Annotated in this window: 17 protein-coding genes; 8 read left to right on the plus strand and 9 right to left on the minus strand. The window is 68.0% G+C overall.

Annotated features, from left to right (window positions below; translation table 11 throughout):
* Nucleotides 1–6: 6 nt before the first annotated feature.
* On the plus strand, nucleotides 7–2448 hold the full coding sequence (locus ASE34_RS10515) for a DNA topoisomerase (ATP-hydrolyzing) subunit A (RefSeq protein ID WP_082586595.1): 2442 nt from the start codon (nucleotides 7–9) through the stop codon (nucleotides 2446–2448).
* 87 nt (nucleotides 2449–2535) lie between these two features.
* On the opposite strand, the gene ASE34_RS10520 is transcribed toward ASE34_RS10515, so the two are convergent.
* Nucleotides 2536–4638 carry a DNA gyrase/topoisomerase IV subunit B gene (locus tag ASE34_RS10520; RefSeq protein ID WP_082297819.1) on the minus strand — a complete coding sequence of 701 codons (2103 nt, stop codon included), beginning with the start codon at nucleotides 4636–4638 and terminating at the stop codon, nucleotides 2536–2538.
* A gap of 182 nt (nucleotides 4639–4820) precedes the next feature.
* On the opposite strand from ASE34_RS10520, the gene ASE34_RS10525 reads away from it, so the two are divergent.
* The gene (locus ASE34_RS10525; RefSeq protein WP_042540282.1) at nucleotides 4821–5033 is read left to right on the plus strand and encodes a hypothetical protein; all 213 of its coding nucleotides are present in this window, start codon (nucleotides 4821–4823) and stop codon (nucleotides 5031–5033) included.
* 54 nt (nucleotides 5034–5087) lie between these two features.
* Here the strand turns inward: ASE34_RS10525 and ASE34_RS10530 are convergent, their stop codons facing one another.
* Together ASE34_RS10530 and ASE34_RS10535 are read right to left on the minus strand one after the other, a co-directional pair.
* Nucleotides 5088–6128 (minus strand): alanine racemase, encoded by a 1041-nt coding sequence (locus ASE34_RS10530; RefSeq protein ID WP_056279082.1) that lies wholly within the window; start codon nucleotides 6126–6128, stop codon nucleotides 5088–5090.
* Nucleotides 6125–6832, minus strand: a complete 708-nt coding sequence (locus ASE34_RS10535; protein WP_230101208.1) for an alanine racemase — start codon at nucleotides 6830–6832, stop codon at nucleotides 6125–6127. The genes ASE34_RS10530 and ASE34_RS10535 overlap by 4 nt, the downstream gene beginning before the upstream one ends.
* Before the next feature lie 79 nt (nucleotides 6833–6911).
* Here ASE34_RS10535 and ASE34_RS10540 point away from each other — a divergent pair, with 79 nt between their 5' ends.
* Nucleotides 6912–7928 carry a sugar-transfer associated ATP-grasp domain-containing protein gene (locus tag ASE34_RS10540; protein ID WP_056278812.1) on the plus strand — a complete coding sequence of 339 codons (1017 nt, stop codon included), beginning with the start codon at nucleotides 6912–6914 and terminating at the stop codon, nucleotides 7926–7928.
* Nucleotides 7929–8003: 75 nt separating this feature from the next.
* Here the strand turns inward: ASE34_RS10540 and ASE34_RS10545 are convergent, their stop codons facing one another.
* The 3 genes from ASE34_RS10545 to ASE34_RS10555 form a co-directional block, all read right to left on the minus strand.
* Nucleotides 8004–8696 (minus strand): coenzyme F420-0:L-glutamate ligase, encoded by a 693-nt coding sequence (locus ASE34_RS10545; protein ID WP_053096259.1) that lies wholly within the window; start codon nucleotides 8694–8696, stop codon nucleotides 8004–8006.
* A complete protein-coding gene (locus ASE34_RS10550) occupies nucleotides 8696–9928 on the minus strand; it encodes an RNA polymerase sigma factor (protein ID WP_053096261.1) in 1233 nt (410 codons plus the stop codon). The genes ASE34_RS10545 and ASE34_RS10550 overlap by 1 nt, the downstream gene beginning before the upstream one ends.
* Before the next feature lie 167 nt (nucleotides 9929–10095).
* Nucleotides 10096–11037, minus strand: coding sequence for a proteasome assembly chaperone family protein (locus ASE34_RS10555; protein WP_053096264.1), 942 nt, complete (start codon nucleotides 11035–11037; stop codon nucleotides 10096–10098).
* Nucleotides 11038–11140: 103 nt separating this feature from the next.
* On the opposite strand from ASE34_RS10555, the gene ASE34_RS10560 reads away from it, so the two are divergent.
* The 3 genes from ASE34_RS10560 to sucB all read left to right on the plus strand — a co-directional run bounded on the left by ASE34_RS10560 (nucleotide 11141) and on the right by sucB (nucleotide 15874).
* Nucleotides 11141–12616 carry a leucyl aminopeptidase gene (locus ASE34_RS10560; protein WP_056278813.1) on the plus strand — a complete coding sequence of 492 codons (1476 nt, stop codon included), beginning with the start codon at nucleotides 11141–11143 and terminating at the stop codon, nucleotides 12614–12616.
* Nucleotides 12617–12618: 2 nt separating this feature from the next.
* Nucleotides 12619–13992, plus strand: a complete 1374-nt coding sequence (gene lpdA / locus ASE34_RS10565) for a dihydrolipoyl dehydrogenase (RefSeq protein WP_056278814.1) — start codon at nucleotides 12619–12621, stop codon at nucleotides 13990–13992.
* 67 nt (nucleotides 13993–14059) lie between these two features.
* Nucleotides 14060–15874, plus strand: a complete 1815-nt coding sequence (sucB, locus tag ASE34_RS10570; protein ID WP_056278815.1) for a 2-oxoglutarate dehydrogenase, E2 component, dihydrolipoamide succinyltransferase — start codon at nucleotides 14060–14062, stop codon at nucleotides 15872–15874.
* Nucleotides 15875–15882: 8 nt separating this feature from the next.
* Here sucB and ASE34_RS18150 read toward each other — a convergent pair whose 3' ends face one another.
* A complete protein-coding gene (locus ASE34_RS18150; protein ID WP_056278816.1) occupies nucleotides 15883–17385 on the minus strand; it encodes a hypothetical protein in 1503 nt (500 codons plus the stop codon).
* A 161-nt stretch (nucleotides 17386–17546) separates the two neighbouring features.
* Between ASE34_RS18150 and ASE34_RS10580 the strand changes: the two genes are divergently transcribed.
* Nucleotides 17547–18257 (plus strand): DUF4191 family protein, encoded by a 711-nt coding sequence (locus ASE34_RS10580; RefSeq protein ID WP_053099128.1) that lies wholly within the window; start codon nucleotides 17547–17549, stop codon nucleotides 18255–18257.
* 64 nt (nucleotides 18258–18321) lie between these two features.
* Here the strand turns inward: ASE34_RS10580 and ASE34_RS10585 are convergent, their stop codons facing one another.
* The gene (locus ASE34_RS10585) at nucleotides 18322–19509 is read right to left on the minus strand and encodes a RimK family alpha-L-glutamate ligase (RefSeq protein ID WP_053096274.1); all 1188 of its coding nucleotides are present in this window, start codon (nucleotides 19507–19509) and stop codon (nucleotides 18322–18324) included.
* Nucleotides 19510–19535: 26 nt separating this feature from the next.
* On the opposite strand from ASE34_RS10585, the gene ASE34_RS10590 reads away from it, so the two are divergent.
* Nucleotides 19536–20015 carry an ATP-dependent zinc protease gene (locus ASE34_RS10590; protein WP_053096276.1) on the plus strand — a complete coding sequence of 160 codons (480 nt, stop codon included), beginning with the start codon at nucleotides 19536–19538 and terminating at the stop codon, nucleotides 20013–20015.
* Between the two features lie 6 nt (nucleotides 20016–20021).
* On the opposite strand, the gene ASE34_RS10595 is transcribed toward ASE34_RS10590, so the two are convergent.
* A complete protein-coding gene (locus ASE34_RS10595; protein WP_150115179.1) occupies nucleotides 20022–20408 on the minus strand; it encodes an RDD family protein in 387 nt (128 codons plus the stop codon).
* Nucleotides 20409–20524: the final 116 nt, after the last annotated feature.

A 20524-nucleotide genomic window follows, 5' to 3' on the forward strand; every position in this document is an offset into this window, starting at 1 on the left:
ATGCCCATGCCGAAGACCCCGCCTGCCGAGCTCGCCCCTGAGCGTATCCAGGACATCGATCTCGAGACAGAGATGCAGGGTTCCTTCCTCGAGTACGCCTACTCGGTGATCTACTCGCGGGCTCTGCCCGACGCTCGCGACGGCCTGAAGCCCGTACAGCGACGCATCCTGTATCAGATGGCCGAGATGGGCCTCCGTCCCGACCGCGGTCACGTCAAGAGCGCCCGCGTCGTGGGCGAGGTCATGGGAAAGCTGCACCCGCACGGCGACTCGGCGATCTACGACGCCCTCGTGCGCCTCGCCCAGGAGTGGGCGCTGCGCGTGCCGCTGGTCGACGGACACGGCAACTTCGGCTCGCTCGACGACGGTCCCGCGGCTGCGCGCTACACCGAGGCGCGTCTTGCCTCCCCCGCGATGGCGCTCACCGAGAACCTCGACGAGGACGTCGTCGATTTCATCCCGAACTACGACGGCCAGTTCCAGCAGCCGTCCGTGCTGCCCGCAGCTTTCCCGAACCTGCTCGTCAACGGAGCGAGCGGTATCGCCGTCGGCATGGCGACCAACATGGCACCGCACAACCTGATCGAGGTCGTCGCCGCCGCCACCCACCTGCTCGAGAATCCCGACGCGACGACCGAAGAGCTCATGGAGTTCGTCCCCGGACCGGACTTCCCCTCGGGCGGCATCCTGATGGGTCTCGACGGAGTCAAGGACGCATACGCGACCGGACGCGGCGCATTGAAGGTGCGCGGCAAGGTGTCGGTCGAGCCACTCGGCCCGCGGCGCACCGGCATCGTCGTATCCGAGCTGCCGTACATGGTCGGGCCGGAGCGACTGATCGAGAAGATCCGTGACGCCGTCCAGTCGAAGAAGCTGCAGGGCATCAGCGACGTGACCGACCTCACCGACCGCAACCACGGCCTGCGCGTCGCAATCGGCATCAAGACCGGGTTCGACCCCAACGCCGTCCTCGAGCAGCTCTACCGGCTCACGCCTCTCGAGGATTCCTTCAGCATCAACAACGTGGCTCTGGTCGACGGCCAGCCGCGCACCCTCGGGCTCAAGGAGATGCTGCGCGTCTATGTCGCGCACCGGCTCGAGGTCATCACGCGCCGCAGCCGCTATCGCCTCGCTCGCCGCGAAGAGCGTCTGCACCTCGTCGAGGGGCTCCTCATCGCGATCCTCGACATCGACGAGGTCATACAGGTCATCCGCTCCTCCGACGACTCCGAGCAGGCGCGCGCACGACTGCGGTCCGTCTTCGACCTCAGCGAACTGCAGGCGGAGTACATCCTCGAGCTGCGCCTGCGGCGTCTGACGAAGTTCTCGCGCATCGAGCTCGAGACCGAGCGCGACGCGCTGCTCGCCGAGATCGCCAGACTCCGCGATCTCCTGTCGAGCGAGGCCCTGCTGCGCGCAGTGGTCGCACAGGAGTTGGATGCCGCAGCCGAGGCCTACGGCACTCCTCGCCGTACGCTCCTGATGAACGCCGCGCCCCCGAAGCCGCGCGCGACGAAGGGTGCCGTCGACCTGCAGATCGCCGATGCTCCCACCGTGCTCGTGCTGTCGACGACCGGACGCGCCGTGCGCGTGGACCTCGCCGAGGGGCAGGAGCTCACGCTGCCGGCCCGACGGAGCAAGCACGACGCGATCCTGACCACCGTCGACACGACGGTGCGCGCGGAGATCGGTGCACTGACGACGGAAGGGCGCGTGCTGCGCTTCTCCCCCGTCGATCTGCCGTCGGTACCGTCGTCTTCCGTGCAGCTCGCGGCAGGCGCGCCGCTGCGCGACTACCTCGGGATCACCACCCGCGGAGAGCGGATCCTCGCGTTCGTGCGCTTCGACAGCGACGTCCCGATCGCCCTCGGCACGGCCCAGGGCACAGTCAAGCGGATCGTTCCCTCCACGCTCCCCGTGCGTCCCGACCTCGAGGTCATCGGCATGAAGCCCGGCGACACGGTCGTGGGTGCTGTCGAGGCTCAGGATGACGCAGACCTCGTGTTCGTGACCACGGATGCCCAGCTGCTGCGCTTCTCGGCCTCAGCGGTGCGCCCGCAGGGAGCACCGGCCGGCGGCATGGCGGGCATGAAGCTGGGGGCCGGCGCGTCCGTGCTGTTCTTCGGCGCTGTCACTCCGGATGCCGATGCCGTCGTCGCCACGGTCTCCGGTTCCGACAGCAGCCTGCCCGGTACCGAACCGGGACGTGCCAAGGTGACCTCGTTCGCGGAGTATCCCTCGAAGGGCCGAGCGACCGGCGGAGTCCGTGCCCACGCCTTCCTGAAGGGCGAGGACCGCCTCATGGTCGCCTGGGTCGGGCCGAGCCCGGCGCAGGCCGTCGATCCGACGGGTGCGGTGCGCAAGCTCCCCGCACCCGGCGCACGACGCGACGCATCGGGTCAGCCGGTGGACGGCGTGATCGGGAGCATCGGCCGCACTCTGGTCTGAGCGCTGTTCCACGCCGCTTGCCGAACGCCCACCGCGACGCGCTGCTCGACGTCTACCGCGCGGCTCTGGCGCTGAGGCGCTGACCGATCAGGCGTCGATCGATTCCCGGGAGAGGCGATCGGACGAATCGATGATGAACTCACGTCGAGGCGCGACCTCGTTGCCCATCAGCAGCTCGAACACGCGACCCGCCGCCTCGGCATCCTCCATGCGCACCCGGCGCAGCAGGCGGCCGCCGCGTTCCATGGTGGTCGTGGCGAGCTGCTCCGCGTCCATCTCGCCGAGTCCCTTGTAACGCTGAATCGGCTCGTGCCACCGCTTGCCCGACTTGCGGAGCTTGGCGAGAAGGGCGTGCATCTCCTGCTCGCTGTAGGTGTAGATGGTCTCGTTGGGCTTGGAGCCCGGATTCATCACGATCACGCGGTGCAGCGGCGGCACCGCGGCGAACACGCGGCCATGCTCGATGAGCGGCCGCATGTAGCGATAGAACAGCGTGAGCAGGAGCGTGCGGATGTGCGCGCCGTCGACATCGGCGTCGCTCATCAGGATGACCTTGCCGTACCGCGCGGCGTCGATGTCGAAGCTGCGGCCGGAGCCCGCACCGATCACCTGGATGATCGATGCGCACTCGGCGTTCGACAGCATGTCGCCGACCGACGCCTTCTGGACGTTGAGGATCTTTCCGCGAATGGGCAGCAGCGCCTGGAACTCGCTGTTCCGTGCGTTCTTCGCTGTGCCGAGCGCGGAGTCTCCCTCGACGATGAACAGCTCGCTGCGCTCCACCTCGTTCGTGCGGCAGTCGACCAGCTTGGTCGGAAGGGTCGAGGACTCGAGCGCGTTCTTTCGGCGCTGGGTCTCCTTGTGGGCACGAGCGGAGACTCGTGCCTTCATCTCCGCGACCACCTTGTCGAGCAGCTGCGTCGACTGGCTCTTGTCGTCGCGCTTCGTCGAGCTGAATCGGGCGCCGAGATCCTTCCGGAGCACCTGGGCCACGATCTGACGCACGGCCGGGGTGCCGAGGATCTCCTTCGTCTGGCCCTCGAACTGCGGCTCGGGGACGTTCACCGTGAGCACCGCGGTGAGCCCGGCGAGGACGTCGTCCTTCTCGAGCTTGTCGTTGCTGCCGACCTTCAATCGACGTGCGTTCTGCTCGACCTGCGAGCGCAGCACCTTGAGCAGCTCCTGCTCGAAGCCCTGCTGGTGGGTGCCGCCCTTGGGGGTCGCGATGATGTTGACGAACGACCGCGTGGTCGTGTCGTAGCCGGTGCCCCACCGCATCGCGATGTCGACGGCGCAGACGCGCTCGACCTCTGTGGCGATCATGTGGCCGTCGGCCTGCAGCACCGGCACTGTCTCTTTGAACGTGCCTTCGCCCTGGATGCGCCAGGTGTCGGTGACGGGAGCGTCGTTCGCGAGGTACTCGACGAACTCCGAGATGCCGCCGTCGTACCGGTAGGACGTCTCGATCGGCTGGCCCTCGACCTCGGCGCCGTTGGCCGCGCGCTCGTCGCGGATCACGAGTTCCAGCCCTGGGACGAGGAACGCCGTCTGACGTGCGCGAGTCACCAGGTCGTTGAGCTGGAACGCGGCATCCTTCGTGAAGATCTGGTGATCCGCCCAATAGCGGATACGTGTTCCGCTCGTGCCGCGCGGCGCCTTGCCGACGACCCGCAGCTCGCTCTTGTCCTGGAACGGGGTGAACGGAGCGTCCGGCCGCTTCTCACCCTTGTCGGCGAAGAGTCCGGGCTCGCCGCGATGGAACGACATGGCATAGGTCTTGCCACCTCGGTCTACCTCGACGTCGAGCCGCTCCGAGAGGGCGTTCACCACAGAGGCGCCCACACCGTGCAGACCACCGGATGCCGCGTAAGAGCCTCCACCGAACTTGCCGCCGGCATGCAGCTTCGTGAAGACGACCTCGACGCCGGTGAGACCGGTGCGCGGTTCGACGTCGACGGGGATGCCGCGACCGCGGTCGTGGACCTCGACACTGCCGTCCTCATGCAGGATGATGTCGATCTTCGAGCCGTTGCCCGCGACGGCCTCGTCGACGGCGTTGTCGATGATCTCCCAGAGGCAGTGCATCAGGCCCGGGGATCCGTTCGAGCCGATGTACATACCTGGGCGCTTGCGGACGGCCTCGAGCCCTTCGAGCACCTGGAGATGATGGGCGGAATACTCGGCGGTCACAATCTCCGAGTCTATTCGCGATGCCTCTCCACCAGCCGCAGACACTCCCCGGGAGCCCTCAGTACGGCACCCGCACGTACGCGCTGAGCGAAACACGCCGCAAACCGGGCATGCACACAGCCCCAGCGTGGTTGTATTGAACACGCCCAGCCAGCGAACCCGACACTCAAGGAGGCCCCGAGATGAACGCAACGACCGAACGTGAGACCTCCGCCGTCGAGTTCCGCCTGACCGCCATGGATCGCTGTGATTCATGTGGCGCTCAGGCCTACATCGCCGCCGAGGTCAACGGATCCGAGCTCCTGTTCTGCGCCCACCACGGTCGCAAGTACGAAGAGAAGCTCCGCAGCATCGCAACGAGCTGGCACGACGAGACCGCACGACTGATCGACTGATCGGTCGCGGTTCGATCCGCCTCGGAGCCCGTCATCAGACGGGCTCCGCCTTCGTTAAGGGGTGGTGACCCGGCGCACGCGGCTCGTGAGCCGGGTGAGTATCTCCTCGCCGACGGTGTCGACGCGCTCGGCGAGGGTCGTCGCACTCGCTTCTCCGTGCTCGCCCGCGCCGAACAGCCAGACCGAGTCGCCGATCTGCATCCCCGGCCACCCCTGGACCAGCGACGTCGTCTCGTCGATCCGCAGCAGCTCGCGAGATCCGCCCGGGGTGCCCACGTCTGCTCCTGCGAGAGTGGACGGGATGCCGTCGAACGACCCGACGCCGACCTGAGCGTTCCCGTCCACGATCTTCCGGACCGTCGCCGTGAGCTCGGCCACCGGCGTGACACCCGGCAGGTCGGGTCCCTCCGCCGAGCGGACGCCGTAGCAGAACGCCCCGATCCGCGACAGCGAGCCGCGGAGCTCCGGCCGCCACCAGGACGCAGCGGATGCCGTCAGGTGCAGCGCCTCGGGCGTCGGTCCGGACTGCTCCACGACACGGACGGCATCGAGGAACAGGGCCTGAGCATCGTCGTCCTCGTCGTCGCTCGCCTCGGCGAGATGGCTCCAGATCCCGGCGAGCTCGAGGTGTCCCGCCGCTTCACCCGCGCGCACATCGGCGACGGTGCGCTCCCACTCGGCCGGGAGCAGACCGTTGCGATGCAGCCCCGTGTCGATCTTGAGGTGGATACGTGCCCGCGCGCCGGCATGCGCAGCCCTGGCGGTGATGCGCGCCAGGTACTCCGCCGATCCGACGCCGAGGTCGATGTCGGCGCGCAGCGCGTCGTCGATCTCCTCGTCCGTCGAGGTGACCCACGCGAAGATCCGACCGGTGTCGCCGAGCACGCGTCGTGCTTCGACCCCGCTTCGGACGTCGTATGACCCGTACCACTCGACGCCCGTGTCCTTCGCCGCCTCGACGGCCCACCGGAGTCCGTGACCGTACGCGTCGTCCTTGAGGACGACCATGAGCTCCGACGGGGCGATGCGATCGCGGACCGCGCGGATGTTCGCTCGGAACAGGTCGGTGTCGATCCGCAGCTCCGGCCGACTCATGCCTCCCACCCCCGCTCCGCGTGTGCACCCGCGACGGTGACGAGCTCGGCGATCGTGAGTCCGGTGACGGCGCTCCATCGGGCGAGCCCGGGAGCGGCCGGCCCGCGACCTCCGAAGTAGGTGGCCTCGGCGCCCACGGTGACGGCGGCGGATCCCTGCAGATCTATCACGCACACATCCATCGCGACACGCCCGATGATCGGGCGCTGCACACCGTCGATCTCCACGTGGGCGGCATTGCCCAGCGCGCGCACGATCCCCTGGGCGTAGCCGCCGGTGATGAGTGCGGCCGTCGTGTCATGGGCCACTCGATGGGTGTAGCCGTAGGAGACCGCGTCTCCGGCCCTGAGCGGCTTCGTGGAGAGCACTCTGCCGACGAGCCGCATGACCGGCCTCGCGCTCAGTGCTCCCTCCGCATCGGGGAGCCCGTAGAGCAGGAAGGGGTCGATATCCGGTGCGCCGGTCGTCACGGCGTCGATGCCTTCGAGAGCCAGGGCCTCGACCTCCTCGGCATGGTCGACCAGCACGGCCTCCGCACCGGCGGCGACCACCGCGTGTGCGACGGAGAGCACCCCATGCCCCCAGGCATCGCGGCGGAGGTCGGCGACGCGTCCCCCTGCATCGACGGCGGCAGCGGATGCGACCGCGAGCGCCGACCGCGAGATCATCGCGCGCGGGCGGGAGCTGGATGTCTTCTCACACACGCTTCCAGCCTAGCTCCGCCTTCTCAGGATGCCCCACGCACCCACCGTAGACTGGAGAGGACCCCGAACTTGGAGATCCATGTCACGCTTTTCCCTCGCGCCCCGCGTCCGCTATCTGCTGGCGCGTGCTCGCCGCATCGACGTCGCCTCGGTCATCGAGAGGGCCAAAGAGGCGTCTTCTCAGCACGGCAAGGCCGTTCCCCTCGTGGTCGTCGACATGCTGTGGTCAGCGGGCCGCCACAACGTCGGGTTCCAGGACTACATCGACTACGACTTCGCGATCCTCACCAAGGCGGAGCGCGACACGTTCATGACCCACCCCGTGTCGAACGAGATCTCGCAGAAGTACGACCACCCCGACTATCGGCACCTGTTCCATGACAAGGCAGAGTTCAACGCCGTCTTCGATGCCTTCCTCAAGAGGGAGTGGATGCTCATCACGCAGGGCAACGCGGACGAGCTGCGTTCATTCACCGAGCGCCAGGGCACGATCGTCGTGAAGGAGACGCACGGCCAGGCGGGCACGGGTGTCCACCGCTACCACGCCGCCGACGTGACCGACTGGGATGCGTTCCACGCCGAGCTGCTCTCGAAGAAGCAGGTCCTCGTCGAAGAGGTCATCCGCCAGCACGCCGACCTCGCGGCCGTGTGCCCCGGCACCGTGAACACCACCCGCATCACCGCATTCTTCGATGGCGAGAAGACGCACATCCTCGCGATGGCCCAGAAGTTCGGACGCGGAGCGGTGAGCGACCAGATGAGCTTCGGCGGCTTCTACACGATGCTCGACGAGAACGGTCACTCTGTGGGATCCGGATACGACTCTCACGGCCACGTGCACGTCACGCACCCGGACTCCGGCTTCCCGATCGCCGACTTCCAGCTGCCGATGATGGACGAGGTCCGCGAGTTCGTCGACCAGGTCGCGCGCGTCGTACCGCAGATCCAGTACGTCGGCTGGGATGTCGTGGTCACGCCTGAAGGTCCGGTGCTCGTCGAGGGCAACTGGGGCGCCGGCGTGTACGAGAACAAGCCGAGCGTCACCGGGATCCGCACAGGGCACAAGCCGCGCTACCAGGCCGCGATCGGGTTCTGACCGCGGCAGGCATGAAGAAGGGCCCGGATGCTGAGCATCCGGGCCCTTCTTGCTGAGGCGTCGCTCACGCGGAGGTCAGACCTCGCGGACGATCCCCATCGGGGTCGACTGCGTCGCCTGGCCGAGAGGATTGTCGCCCAGGATCTGGACGAGCCGACGCTCCCCCGCCTTGTCGAGCGTCGAGCCGAGGATGTTGCCGCCGATGTCGTTGATGTCGACGACGGCGACCTCGAGGTCGCCGCCGAGCATCTTCTTCAGACGGAGGGCCACCTCACGCGGGTTCTTCGGTCCGAGGACGACCGCCTGGTTGTACGGCGGGATCGTGTTCTTCGTCGGGCCGTCGATGGCGCGTGCCTTGTCACCTGCGATGCGGTAGAAGTCACCGCGACGCCCGAAGGCCTTGGTGATCACCGAGACGCCGGCTGCGAAGAGGATCCGCAGGGTGCCGCATTCGCGCAGGGCCATCTCCATCGTCTCGGGCATGCCGAGACCGATGCCGTAGGAGGTGCGGACGACGTATCGCGACAGGAAGCGCGCAAGCGGACGGGGCGTGATCTCGTCGAGCCGGTACGACCGGCCCTGCGTGATCGCCACGATCTTCTCGGTCACGAACAGCAGGTCACCGGGCTGAACAGCTTCCTTCGCGTACTCCAGGACGACGGAGTCGAGGTCGTCGTTCGGCATGACGACGCGCGTCCGCAGCGGGATGCGCGCGTAGTTCTTGCCGTCGACGCTCGCCTCGAGCGCCTTGCCTTCGTTCGCCTGCATCACTCGAGGTAGTCCCGCAGCGACTGCGAGCGGCTCGGGTGGCGGAGCTTCGCCATCGTCTTCGACTCGATCTGACGGATGCGCTCACGCGTCACGCCGAACGTGTCACCGATCTGGTCGAGGGTCTTGGGCTGTCCGTCGCCGAGTCCGAAGCGCATCCGGATGACACCGGCCTCACGCTCGGAGAGCGAGTCGAGCAGCTGCTCCAGCTGACGCTGCAGCATCGTGAAGCCCACGGCATCCGCGGGGACCACTGCCTCGGTGTCCTCGATGAGATCACCGAACTCGCTGTCGCCGTCCTCACCGAGAGGCGTGTGCAGGGAGATCGGCTCTCGGCCGTACTTCTGCACCTCGACGACCTTCTCGGGCGTCATGTCCAGCTCGCGGCTGAGCTCTTCGGGCGTGGGCTCACGGCCCAGGTCCTGCAGCATCTGGCGCTGCACTCGGGCGAGCTTGTTGATGACCTCGACCATGTGCACGGGGATGCGGATGGTGCGGGCCTGGTCTGCCATCGCGCGGGTGATCGCCTGACGGATCCACCAGGTGGCGTACGTCGAGAACTTGAAGCCCTTGGTGTAGTCGAACTTCTCGACGGCGCGGATCAGACCGAGGTTGCCCTCCTGGATCAGGTCCAGGAACTGCATGCCGCGGCCGGTGTAGCGCTTGGCGAGCGAGACGACGAGGCGGAGGTTCGCACCGAGCAGGTGGCTCTTCGCGCGCTGACCGTCGCGGGCGACCCACTGCAGGTCGAGCCCGAGCTGGCTGGCCTTCTCGGCGGCCGTCATCGTGGAGAGCTTCTCCTCGGCGAACAGGCCGGCCTCGATGCGCATCGCGAGCTCGACCTCTTCGGCCGCGTTCAGCAGGGCGACCTTTCCGATCTGCTTCAGGTAGTCCTTGACAGGGTCGGCGGTCGCACCGGTGATCTGGGTGGAGTAGACGGGCACGTCTTCGTCGTCGTTCGACGAGATGACGATCGCTCCCGTGGGCAGAGGCTCGGTGAACTTCGGCTTGGAGTCCTCATCGTCCTCATCGGGCTCTGCGGCGGGAGGAGTCTCGTCGTCTTCGACGATGTCATCGGCCTTCTTCTTCTTCGCGGGCGCGCGCTTGGCAGCGGCACGCTGCGCGGCGGTCTTGGGCGCCGGCTTCTCAGCGGCCTCCTCGACCGGAGCATCGACCTCGGGAGCGTCGGCGGTCTTCTTCGTCCGGGTCTTCTTCGTCGTGGCAGGAGTCACGTTTCGCCTTTCACGGGGCCGCTCGCAGGCCCCGGAGCATTTCGGACACTAGTAAGACCCTTGTCAAGTCCGATCTCCGGAAAGATCGATTGACAACGGGTCAGAGTCCTAGTATCGCACACGTGTGGGCATGCAGGTGCAATCCGCCCAAGTTCGCTCGCTCGATGTCAGCCGCGACCCGGCTTGTCCTCGTCGCCGCTGGGGCGCGAGGCGAGGTAGCGCTCGAGTTCTGCGGCGAGCTCATCCGCGCTCGGCAGGTCGCGCTCGTTGAATCCGCCCTCGTCGTACGACCCGTCCTCAGGATCACGACCGGCCATATACGCGTCGTAGCGGCGCTCGAGCCCCTGCACCATCTGCTGCAGCTCATCGTTGCCCAGCACCTGGTCGTCGACGCGCGTGAGGTAGTCCTGGCGGCGCTCCTGCACCTCATCGAGCAGGATGACCAGGCCTGTGGCGGCCATCAGCTTCTCGGCTGCCGCGATCACGGCGTCGGGGTTCTCGGTCTCGGCGAGGTAGTGCGGTACGAGCAGCACGAACCCGACGACGCGCTCACCGTGCTCCGCGAAGCGGAATTCGAGGAGATGCCCCGCAGTGGCCGGCACCTGGGTGCGCGGGCGCCATACCGAGTGAGCCACGGTGAGCTCACGGCGGTTGCCGCTCACCGTCGTGCCGATGGGGCGGGTGTGCGGGACCGGCATCGCGATCGAGTGCACCCAGTTGAGCCCGGAGACCTCGAATTCGTCGGCGAGCTCGAGCACGGTGCGCGCGAACTCGTTCCAGGCGAAGTCCGGCTCGTAACCGGCGAGGAGGAGGAACTTCTGGCCGAGGGCGTCGGTCGCGAGCGAGAGCTCCAGCCGGGCAGGACGGAACTCGGTCAGGTGATCCTGGTCGAAGGAGATCACCGGGCGGCGGGCGCGGTAGTCCAGCAGCACGTCGTTGTCGAAGACGGCGATCGGCTCGGGCGACGTCGTCTCGCGAAGGTGCTCGATGAGCCCGGAGACGGCGCTGCCTGCGTCGGTGAAACCCGTCAGGAGCAGGACAAGGGGCAGTCCGCGCGGCACGACCGGTGCGTTCGCTACACGTTCATGGATCTCTCCGGAGAAGGGCATGAGTCAATGCTACGAGCAGCTTCGGACGGCCGGGCGGTGACCTTCAAGCTGAGAGCGAACACCCGCTCGGCGCCCGGGCGCGCGACCCTCCTAGGATGGAGGTATGACGCTTCCCGCGCTCTCGCGCACCACAGATCAGTTCCCAGGAAGCGCTGCAGACGCCGCAGTGCTCGTCATCCCCGAGATCTCGGACTCCGCAGAGTCGCTGACCGGCTACCCCGGACTCGCCGACTCCCTGCAGGCCGTCGGCCACACCGGCTCGGCCTCGTCGTTCACGCGGGCCTACGCCCCCGAGGTCACGACCCTGCCGTTCGCCGTCGTCGGCGTAGGCCGTGAGCCCGATGCCTCCGCCGTGCGCAACGCCGTAGGCACAGCCCTCCGGTCTCTGACCGGCTTCGAGACGGTCTCGGTGGCCCTGGCTCCCGGTCTCGAGCAGTTCGCGGCCGCCGCCGCAGAGGGCGCCGTGCTCGGCGGCTACCGGTTCGACGGCTACCGCAAGGAGTCGGGCAAGACCCGCGCGTCTTCCGTCCTGCTGCATGCCGACCTCGACGAGTCCGCACTCTCCAGGTCCATCGCCGTCGGCGAGGCGATGGCCCTCATCAAGGATCTCGTGTTCGTCCCGGCCGAGTGGCAGAGCCCGGCCCAGCTCGCACAGAGCGCAGCCGACAGCGTCGACGGGCTGGCGGATGTCTCGGTGGAGATCCTCGACGAGAAGTCGCTCGCCGAACAGGGCTTCGGCGGTATCCTCGGCGTCGCGCAGGGCTCCGACAGGCCGCCGCGCCTCGTCCGTCTCGACTACGCACCCGCGAACGCCACACGTCACATCGCACTCGTCGGCAAGGGGATCACGTTCGACACCGGCGGGCTGTCGCTCAAGCCGGCGGCCTCGATGGTCGGCATGAAGTTCGACATGGCCGGTGCCGCGACGAGCGTCGCAGCACTGCGGGCGATCGCCGCTCTCGCCCTGCCCGTGCACGTCACCGCTTGGCTCTGCATCACCGACAACATGCCGTCAGGTCGTGCATTGCGTCCGGGAGACGTCATCCGCATCCTCGACGGCACGACCGTCGAGGTTCCGAACACGGATGCAGAGGGGCGCCTGGTCATGGCCGACGGCCTCGTCGCGGCCAGCCGCGAGAACCCCGACGTCATCATCGACGTCGCGACTCTCACCGGAGCGATCGTGATGGCTCTCGGGCACCGCCACACCGGCGTATTCGGTGACGACGACTCCGTCGCGGAGTTCCTCGCCGCCGCCGACGCCGCCGATGAGCTCGCGTGGCACATGCCGCTCCCGGCCTACATGGAGGACTCGCTGGACTCCCCCATCGCCGACATGCAGAACGCCAACATGAGCGATCGGATGGGTGGGGCGTCGTACGCCGGCCTCTTCCTGCGCCGCTTCGTCGGCCGGGTCTCCGACGAGAAGGACGCCCCGCGCATCCCGTGGGTGCACCTCGACATCGCCGGCTCCGGCGAGCACAACGGCGCACCGTACGGCTTCACCGACAAGGGCCCCACCGGAGCGATGGTCCGGTCGATCATCGCGTTCGCCGAAGCATCCCACAAGGAGGCATGACCATGACCACGCACACCTTCGACATCGTCGTCCTGGGCGGAGGCAGCGGCGGGTACGCCGCCGCTCTGCGTGCGAGCGAGCTCGGCAAGTCCGTCGCGCTCATCGAGAAGGACAAGGTCGGCGGCACCTGCCTGCACCGCGGCTGCATCCCGACGAAGGCGCTGCTGCACGCGGCCGAGGTCGCCGAGCATGTGCGAGACGCCGCCCACGTCGGCATCTCCGCGACCCTCGACGGAATCGACCCCGCCGGGGTGCGCGCATACCGCGAGGGGATCGTCGCTAAGAAGTACAAGGGCCTCGAGGGCCTGGTGAAGGCCCGCGGCATCACGACCGTCGCCGGCTTCGGTCGCCTGAACGCCGACCGGTCGGTGAGCGTGGGCGACGACGTCTACGTCGGCGCCGATGTCATCCTCGCCACCGGCTCGTACAGCCGGACCCTCCCGGGACTCGAGATCGGCGGGCGGATCCTCACCAGCGAACAGGCGCTGTCGCTCGACGTGATCCCCGAGCGCGTGCTCGTGCTCGGCGGCGGCGTGATCGGCGTGGAGTTCGCCAGCGTCTGGCGTTCGTTCGGCACCGAGGTCACCATCATCGAAGCGCTGCCGCACCTGGTGCCCAACGAGGACATCGCGATGAGCAAGGGCCTCGAACGGGCGTTCCGCCGCCGCGGCATCCAGTACTCCCTCGGAATCCGCTACCAGAGCGCCACGCAGGACGACAGCTCGGTGACCGTCACGCTGGAGGACGGCAAGGAGTTCACCGCCGACTTCCTTCTCGTGGCGGTCGGACGAGGTCCGGTCACGGCCGACCTCGGCTTCGAAGAGGCCGGCGTGACTCTCGATCGTGGTTTCGTCACGGTCGATCAGGACCTGCGCACCGGTGTGCCCGGGCTCTGGGCCGTCGGAGACATCACGCCCGGTCTGCAGCTCGCTCACCGCGGTTTCCAGCAGGGCATCGCCGTCGCGGAACGCATCGCCGGTCTCTCCCCCGCGCACGTCCCCGACATCCAGATCCCGAAGGTCACGTACTCGAGCCCCGAGGTCGCCTCGGTCGGCGTCACGGAGGAGGCTGCCGTCACCGAGCACGGCGCCGACGCTGTCGTGGCGTACGAGTACAACCTCGCCGGCAACGGCAAGAGCGAGATCATCGGCACAGCCGGCCTCGTGAAGGTGGTCCGGCTCAAGGACGGGCCCGTCATCGGTGTCCATCTGCTCGGCGACCGAGTGGGCGAGCTCATCACCGAGGGCCAGCTGGCCGTCGCGTGGGAGGCCCACCCCGAGGACATCGCCCCCCTGATCCATGCGCATCCCACACAGAGCGAGGCGCTCGGTGAAGCCTTCCTCGCCCTCGCCGGAAAACCGCTGCACGCCCTCTGAACACCAACCGGTGAACAGTTCACTAAGCTAGACACGCGTCATTTAACTTCCTGAAGGAGACTCAGTCATGAGCACATCCGTCGTCCTCCCCCCTCTCGGCGAGAGCGTCACAGAGGGTACCGTCACCCGCTGGCTCAAGCAGGTGGGAGACACCGTTCAGGCGGATGAGGGCCTGCTCGAGATCTCGACCGACAAGGTCGACACCGAGATCCCCTCGCCCGTCACCGGTGTGATCGAGGAGATCCTCGTCGCCGAGGACGAGACCGTCGAGGTCGGCGCGCTCCTCGCGCGTATCGGCGACGGCAGCGCCGCTGCTCCTGCCGCGGATGCTCCTGCAGCCGCAGCGCCCGCCGCGGAGGAGGCCCCTCAGGATGCAGCACCGCAGGCCGAGGCCCCCTCGGAGCCCGCTCCTGCTGCCGAAGCTGCGCCCGCTGCCGCGGCTGCCCCGGCCGCTGCCCCCGCAGGCGACGCTACGGACATCGTCCTCCCCGAACTCGGCGAGAGTGTGACCGAAGGCACCGTCACCCGCTGGCTCAAGCAGATCGGCGACACCGTCGAGGTCGACGAGGCACTGCTGGAGATCTCGACCGACAAGGTCGACACCGAGATCCCCTCGCCGGTCGCCGGCGTGCTGCAGGAGATCGTCGCCGCCGAAGACGAGACCGTCGAGGTCGGCGCTGTGCTTGCTCGTGTCGGTTCTGGAGCAGCTCCCGCCGCCGCACCGGCTGCGCAGGCTCCGGCCGCCGAGGCTCCTGCCGCTCCCACCGAGACTCCCGCATCTGCGGCAGAAGCACCTGCTGCTCCCGCGGCAGAGGCCCCCGTGCAGCAGGCTCCGGCAAGCGAGGGTGCGTCCGCACCTGTCGCCCCCGCCCCGGCGGCAGCGCCGTCCGAGCCCGCGCCCGCGGCGGCATCGGCTCCGGCTCCGGCTCCGGCTCCGGCTCCGGCCGAGCAGAAGCTGTCCCTCCCGACCGAGAGCGACAACCTGTACGTGACCCCGCTCGTGCGCCGTCTGGCTTCGCAGCAGGGCGTCGACCTGGCCAGTGTCACCGGTACCGGCGTCGGCGGACGCATCCGTAAGGAAGATGTGCTCAAGGCCGCAGAGAGCGCGTCGGCGGCACCCGCCGCTGCGGCCGCCCCTGCTGCGCCCGCTCCGCTCGAGGTCTCGCCGTTGCGTGGCACCACGCAGCCGATGTCGCGCCTGCGCAAGGTTCTGGCCAAGCGCGCCGTCGAGTCGATGCAGCAGACCGCACAGCTCACGACGGTCGTCGAGGTCGATGTGACCGCTCTGGCGGAGTACCGCGACAGCGTCAAGGCGTCTTTCCTCGAGAAGACGGGCGACAAGCTGTCGTTCCTGCCGTTCTTCGCCCTCGCTGCCGCAGAGGCTCTGCGTGCCTTCCCGATCGTGAACGCCACGGTCGACGGCGAGCAGATCGTCTACCCCGAGTCCGAGAACGTCTCGATCGCCGTGGACACCGAGCGCGGTCTGCTCACGCCGGTGCTGCGCGACGCCGCGTCGAAGAACATCGCCGAGATCGCGCATGAGATCGCCGACCTCGCGGCACGCACGCGCGACAACAAGCTGAAGCCCGACGAGCTCGCCGGCGGCACGTTCACGCTGACCAACACGGGTTCGCGTGGCGCGCTGTTCGACACTCCGGTCGTCTTCCTGCCGCAGTCGGCGATTCTCGGCACCGGAACGGTCGTCAAGCGCCCCGGTCTCGTCAAGGTCGGCGGCGCAGATGCGATCGCCGTCCGCTCGTACGTGTACCTCGCTCTCTCGTACGACCACCGCATCATCGACGGAGCAGACGCCGCACGCTTCCTCGGTGCTGTGAAGGCCCGCCTCGAGTCGGCGCAGTTCGCCGCTCAGCTCGGAGCCTGACCGCCGCATCATCCTGGCTGGTCCGCGACGTCGTACACGTCGCGGACCAGCCATTTCTCTGCCACCCGGACGAGTACGACCATCCGCTCCCCAGCGGCGGACTCCGCCCCGTCCTCTTCCCCTCCCGACGCAGAAGCTCGGATCACGGCGACATCCCCGTACTCGTCCACGGGTTCGAGCTGTAATGCTTCCTCACCTTCCGCCAATGCGTCCGCGACCCCGATGGACCCCTGAGCGACCGCTTCGGCACAGACCGCGTCGTCGTTCGCCGCGCAGGTACTGATCGCGTCGATGAGGTGGTGCGCCGCCTCGACCGGATCCTCCGGATCGGCTCGCTCGGGCGGTGATCCCTTCGGGGACTCGTCCGGCTTCGGTTCGGGTGCCGTCGGCGTCGCCGCCGGTGACGGATCGGCAGACGCAGAGTCGATCTGCTCCGCGTCCCGACCGCTCGTCGGCACCGCCGTGGTACCCCCGTCGCCCGGTTCCCCTGTCGCTCCCCCAGGCCAGAGGAGTCCGCCGGCGAGCACCGCTACGGCCGCAGCCGCAGCGACGATCGCCCTCCGCCCACGTCGCACGGGGGTTCGGACGCCCCCTGTGGGGGCCTCCATCCTCCTGTCGACGCGGGCGGCGCGTGCTCGATCCGCGTCTCTCCGATGCCGGCGCGCGACCACGAGGAGCATCGCACCCCGCCAGAGGTCGAGGCGACGCAGCAAGGGCGCGACGACGCGAGACGTCACAGCGCGCACGCGGCTATCCGCCATAGGGCGAGTGGCACGGGTTCTCATCCGACTTCGCTCGTCGGGTCGCACGACCGCTGCGCGGATCGCTGCGTCCGCACTTCTCGCCAGCTCAGGCGCATGCACATCGCGTCTCAGCGGTTTCGGCGCCGCGGTGTCGAACAGCTCTGCCTCCCACCCCTCGAGCTGTCGCATCGGCATCCCCGGCCGTCCTGTGGCAGCGCTCAGCCCTTCCTCGATCGTGACGAGCAGGCGACCGAGTGCGCGGTCGACGCAGTCCTCGCGAATCCGCGCGACGAGACCCGCCGCTGCCGTCCGTGCCGTCTCGCCTGCGCCGATCACGAAAGTCGGTCGCCCGTCATCCGTGAGCCACCAGCCACCCGTGTGTTCGTGCTCGTCGGTCCGTCCGAGCTCACCGAGACCTCGCAGGATGCTGGCGACCAGGGTCGTCATCTCCCCGGAGCCGAGCGCGACGCCGGCTGCCGCGCGACGACCGACGAACGTCGAGACCCTCTCGGTGCACCATGGGAGCAGCGCGTCGTGCCCGTCGGCGCGCCGCACGATGTCGAGCGGCCCCGCGACGTGGTCGTCACCGGCGTGGTCCCACCCAGCCCACCCGCTGATCGAGGCGGAGTCCACCAGAACGGCCATCGCCGCGCCTCGGGTGACCAGCGTTCCCGCGTACGGCCCCTCGTCCGCGTCGATCCTCCTGATCGTCCGATGCGCACCGGGCACCAGTGCCGCACCGCTCGCCTTCGTTTCCTTCTCCGCCATTCCCCCATGTCATCGCATCGCACGGCGCTCCCACGCAGACATCGCATGATGTGCACGCATGCGCACGAATCGGCCGCGTGTGCAGGAGAAGACGAGGCGCCCGAATCCGCCCGACGCGAACGACGCCATCAGCGCACCCCGGAGTCGGTATTCTTATGCACATGGCAAACCGCACGTCCGCGCCCGAGAAGCGTCCGGGATTCTTCTCCCAGATCAAGTCCCTCTTCAAGTTCACGAGGGAGATCTACCCCTGGCTGCCCTGGGCCCAGATCGCGCTGCTGGTCATCGGTGTCCTCATCGGCCTCATCGTGGGCTACCTGATCCCGCCGTTCCAGGTCTGGACTCTCATCCTCTGGGGCATCTCCGGTCTGATGCTCGGTCTGCTCGGCGCGATGTTCCTGATGACGCGCCTATCGACTTCTGCGATGTACCAGAAGATCGACGGTATGCCGGGCGCCACGGGCCACGTGCTGAGCACGAGCCTCGGACGCAACTGGCAGGGATCCGAGACGCCGGTCGGCATCAACCCGAAGACGCAGGATGCCGTCTACCGCACCGTGGGTCGCGGCGGCGTCGTGGTCGTCGGAGAGGGCTCCCGCGGCCGCCTCACCCGACTGGTCAACGATGAGCGCAGCAAGGCAGCCCGTGTGGCCCACGGCGTGCCGGTCACGGTGCTCTACGTCGGCCACGGCGACGACGACGTCGCGATCGCCGACCTCGCAAAGACCATCAAGAAGCTTCCGAAGGTCATCGACAAGGCCACCATGGGTGCCGTCATCCGACGCATCGAGTCCGTGTCGCAGTCGATCTCGTCGCTCCCTATCCCGAAGGGCATCGACCCCACCAAGGTCAGGGCGCAGCGTCCGCGTTGAGCTGACCCCCGCACACGCAGAAGCGCGGCCGCACCTCATCGCGAGGGCGTCCGCGCTTCGTCGTTCACTCCGACAGCGGCTGACGCGGAAGGCGACGGACCTTCGCGCGGCGACGGCGACGTTCCGGAACCATCGACCGCATCTCGTCGAGCTTGCCGAAGCAGAAGAGCCGATCCTCGGCCTCGAGGACGACGTGCTTGCGCGGGTTCGGGATGACGGAGACGCCGCGGTGCAGCGTGAGCACGGTGATGTCGCGCTCCCACAGTCCGGCTTCGCCGAGTGTCTTGCCGACGAGGTCGACAGCTCCGTGCACCATCAGCTCGGCGACCCCGTATCCCGTGGAGACGGTCAGGCGCTGACGCACATCGATCTCGGGGAATGCGACCTGGCCGGCGATGTAGTCGATGATGGCGCCTGCGACGTCGAGCTTCGTGGCCGTCTCGATGCCCTGCAGGCCAGGCGACGAGTTGACCTCCATGACGAGCGGGCCGTCGTCGCCTTCGAGCATGTCGACTCCGGCGACGCGGAGCCCCATGATCTGGGCTGAGCGCACGGCTGCGCGCTCGTAGATCGGATCGAGCTCGACGGCTTCCACCGAGCCTCCACGGTGGACGTTCGAGCGGAACTCGTCACCCGCCGCCGATCGCCGCATCGCGGCGACCACGCGGTCGCCCACGACGAGAGCGCGGATGTCGCGCCCGCGGCTCTCGGAGATGAACTTCTGGATCAGCACGTTCTGCTTGGTCGAGTGCAGCGTCTCGATGATGGCCTCGGCCACCTTCACCTGCGGCGCGAGGATCACACCGATCCCCTGCGTGCCCTCGAGGAGCTTGATGACGACAGGAGCACCCCCGACGCGTTCGATCGCCGGACGGACGTCCGCACGGTTGCGGACGAAGGCCGTGGGAGGCATCGCGATGTTGTGGCGCGAGAGGATCTGATTCGCGCGGAGCTTGTCCCGCGCGCTCGAGATCCCGTTCGCCGTGTTCGGCGTGTAGACGTCCATCTGCTCGAACTGGCGCACGACGGCGGTGCCGAAGTAGGTGATCGAGTTGCCGATGCGAGGCAGGATCGCGTCGTAGTCGCTGAGCTGACGGCCCCGGTAGTGCAGGTCCGGCTCGTCTGCGGTGAGGTCGATCGCGAATCGCAGCGTGTTGAGCACCTTGACGTTGTGACCGCGCTGGAGCGCAGCGGCGCGCAGCCTTTGGGTGGAGTACGCCTGCGGCGCGCGGGAGAGCACTGCGATCTTCACGGGGGATTTCCTGCCAGGATGGTCGGGTGAGTAAGTCATCCCATTCAAACACCCTTATCGGGTGGCGAGAATGGGTGAGCCTGCCTGATCTCGGAGTCGACTGGCTCAAAGCCAAGATCGACACGGGCGCGCGCACCTCTTCGCTGCACGCATTCCAGATCCAGGAGTTCGAGCGCGACGGCGTGTCGTGGGTTCGGTTCCGTGTGAAGCCCTGGCAGGACAGCCAGGAGGATGCCGTCATCGTCGAGTCCCCTGTGCATGATCGCCGCGCCGTGCGCAGCTCATCGGGCCATGCCCAGGAGCGACTCGTCGTCGAGATGCTGATCCGTCTGCATGACCGGGAGGTGCTCGCGGAGGTCACGCTGAGCAACCGGGACGAGATGGGTTTCCGCATGCTCATCGGTCGCGAAGCGCTGCGACAGGGTTATATCGTCGACCCTGCCCGTTCGTTCCTCGGCGGTCGCGCTCCGCGCGAGGCCAGACGCCGCAATCGCGGCAAGGAGTGAGCCCGATCAGGCGCGGATGAGCACGAGTCCCGTCACCTTGTCGTGGATTCCTCGCTGATCGGCGTCCCAGATGACCGCCGGGATCACGATGATGATCAGCAGCGTGCGGACGATCGGACGCCAGATCCCCACCCAGCCGCCGCCCAGACGTACCACGCGCATGCCGAGGATACGGTGCCCGGGGCTTCCGCCGGCCGTCGGGATGAAGAGGATCTGCAGCAGGGCGAAGACCGCCATCGGCGCGAACATGGTGAGGCCGGCCTCGGCGGGCAGTGCGAACTGGTCGTAGCCGAGGAACCCGGTGGCGATGATCGTCGCAGCCACATAGTCGATGAGAAGGGCCCCGATTCGCCGTCCAGGGCGGGCGATGCTGCCCGTCCCCGTCTGCGGCATTCCGAGTCGTTCTCCGGGGTACGTGTTCACAGCGTCCGTCACGTATCCAGCCTACCGGCGCGTAACATGCTCGAAACAAAGCGGATACCGTGGGGTAACGCCCCGCACGTACTGTG

This window comes from Microbacterium sp. Root280D1 (assembly GCF_001428975.1).
In the GTDB taxonomy this organism is placed as follows: domain Bacteria; phylum Actinomycetota; class Actinomycetes; order Actinomycetales; family Microbacteriaceae; genus Microbacterium.

Bases quoted from the DNA above. Each gene is read 5' to 3' on its own strand.
- ASE34_RS10515 (WP_082586595.1), top strand. From the start codon at position 7: ATGCCGAAGACCCCGCCTGCCGAGCTCGCCCCTGAGCGTATCCAGGAC.
- ASE34_RS10525 (WP_042540282.1), top strand. From the start codon at position 4,821: ATGAACGCAACGACCGAACGTGAGACCTCCGCCGTCGAGTTCCGCCTG.
- ASE34_RS10530 (WP_056279082.1), bottom strand. From the start codon at position 6,128: ATGAGTCGGCCGGAGCTGCGGATCGACACCGACCTGTTCCGAGCGAAC.
- ASE34_RS10540 (WP_056278812.1), top strand. From the start codon at position 6,912: ATGTCACGCTTTTCCCTCGCGCCCCGCGTCCGCTATCTGCTGGCGCGT.
- ASE34_RS10545 (WP_053096259.1), bottom strand. From the start codon at position 8,696: ATGCAGGCGAACGAAGGCAAGGCGCTCGAGGCGAGCGTCGACGGCAAG.
- ASE34_RS10555 (WP_053096264.1), bottom strand. From the start codon at position 11,037: ATGCCCTTCTCCGGAGAGATCCATGAACGTGTAGCGAACGCACCGGTC.
- ASE34_RS10560 (WP_056278813.1), top strand. From the start codon at position 11,141: ATGACGCTTCCCGCGCTCTCGCGCACCACAGATCAGTTCCCAGGAAGC.
- lpdA (WP_056278814.1), top strand. From the start codon at position 12,619: ATGACCACGCACACCTTCGACATCGTCGTCCTGGGCGGAGGCAGCGGC.
- sucB (WP_056278815.1), top strand. From the start codon at position 14,060: ATGAGCACATCCGTCGTCCTCCCCCCTCTCGGCGAGAGCGTCACAGAG.
- ASE34_RS18150 (WP_056278816.1), bottom strand. From the start codon at position 17,385: ATGGCGGAGAAGGAAACGAAGGCGAGCGGTGCGGCACTGGTGCCCGGT.
- ASE34_RS10580 (WP_053099128.1), top strand. From the start codon at position 17,547: ATGGCAAACCGCACGTCCGCGCCCGAGAAGCGTCCGGGATTCTTCTCC.
- ASE34_RS10595 (WP_150115179.1), bottom strand. From the start codon at position 20,408: ATGCCGCAGACGGGGACGGGCAGCATCGCCCGCCCTGGACGGCGAATC.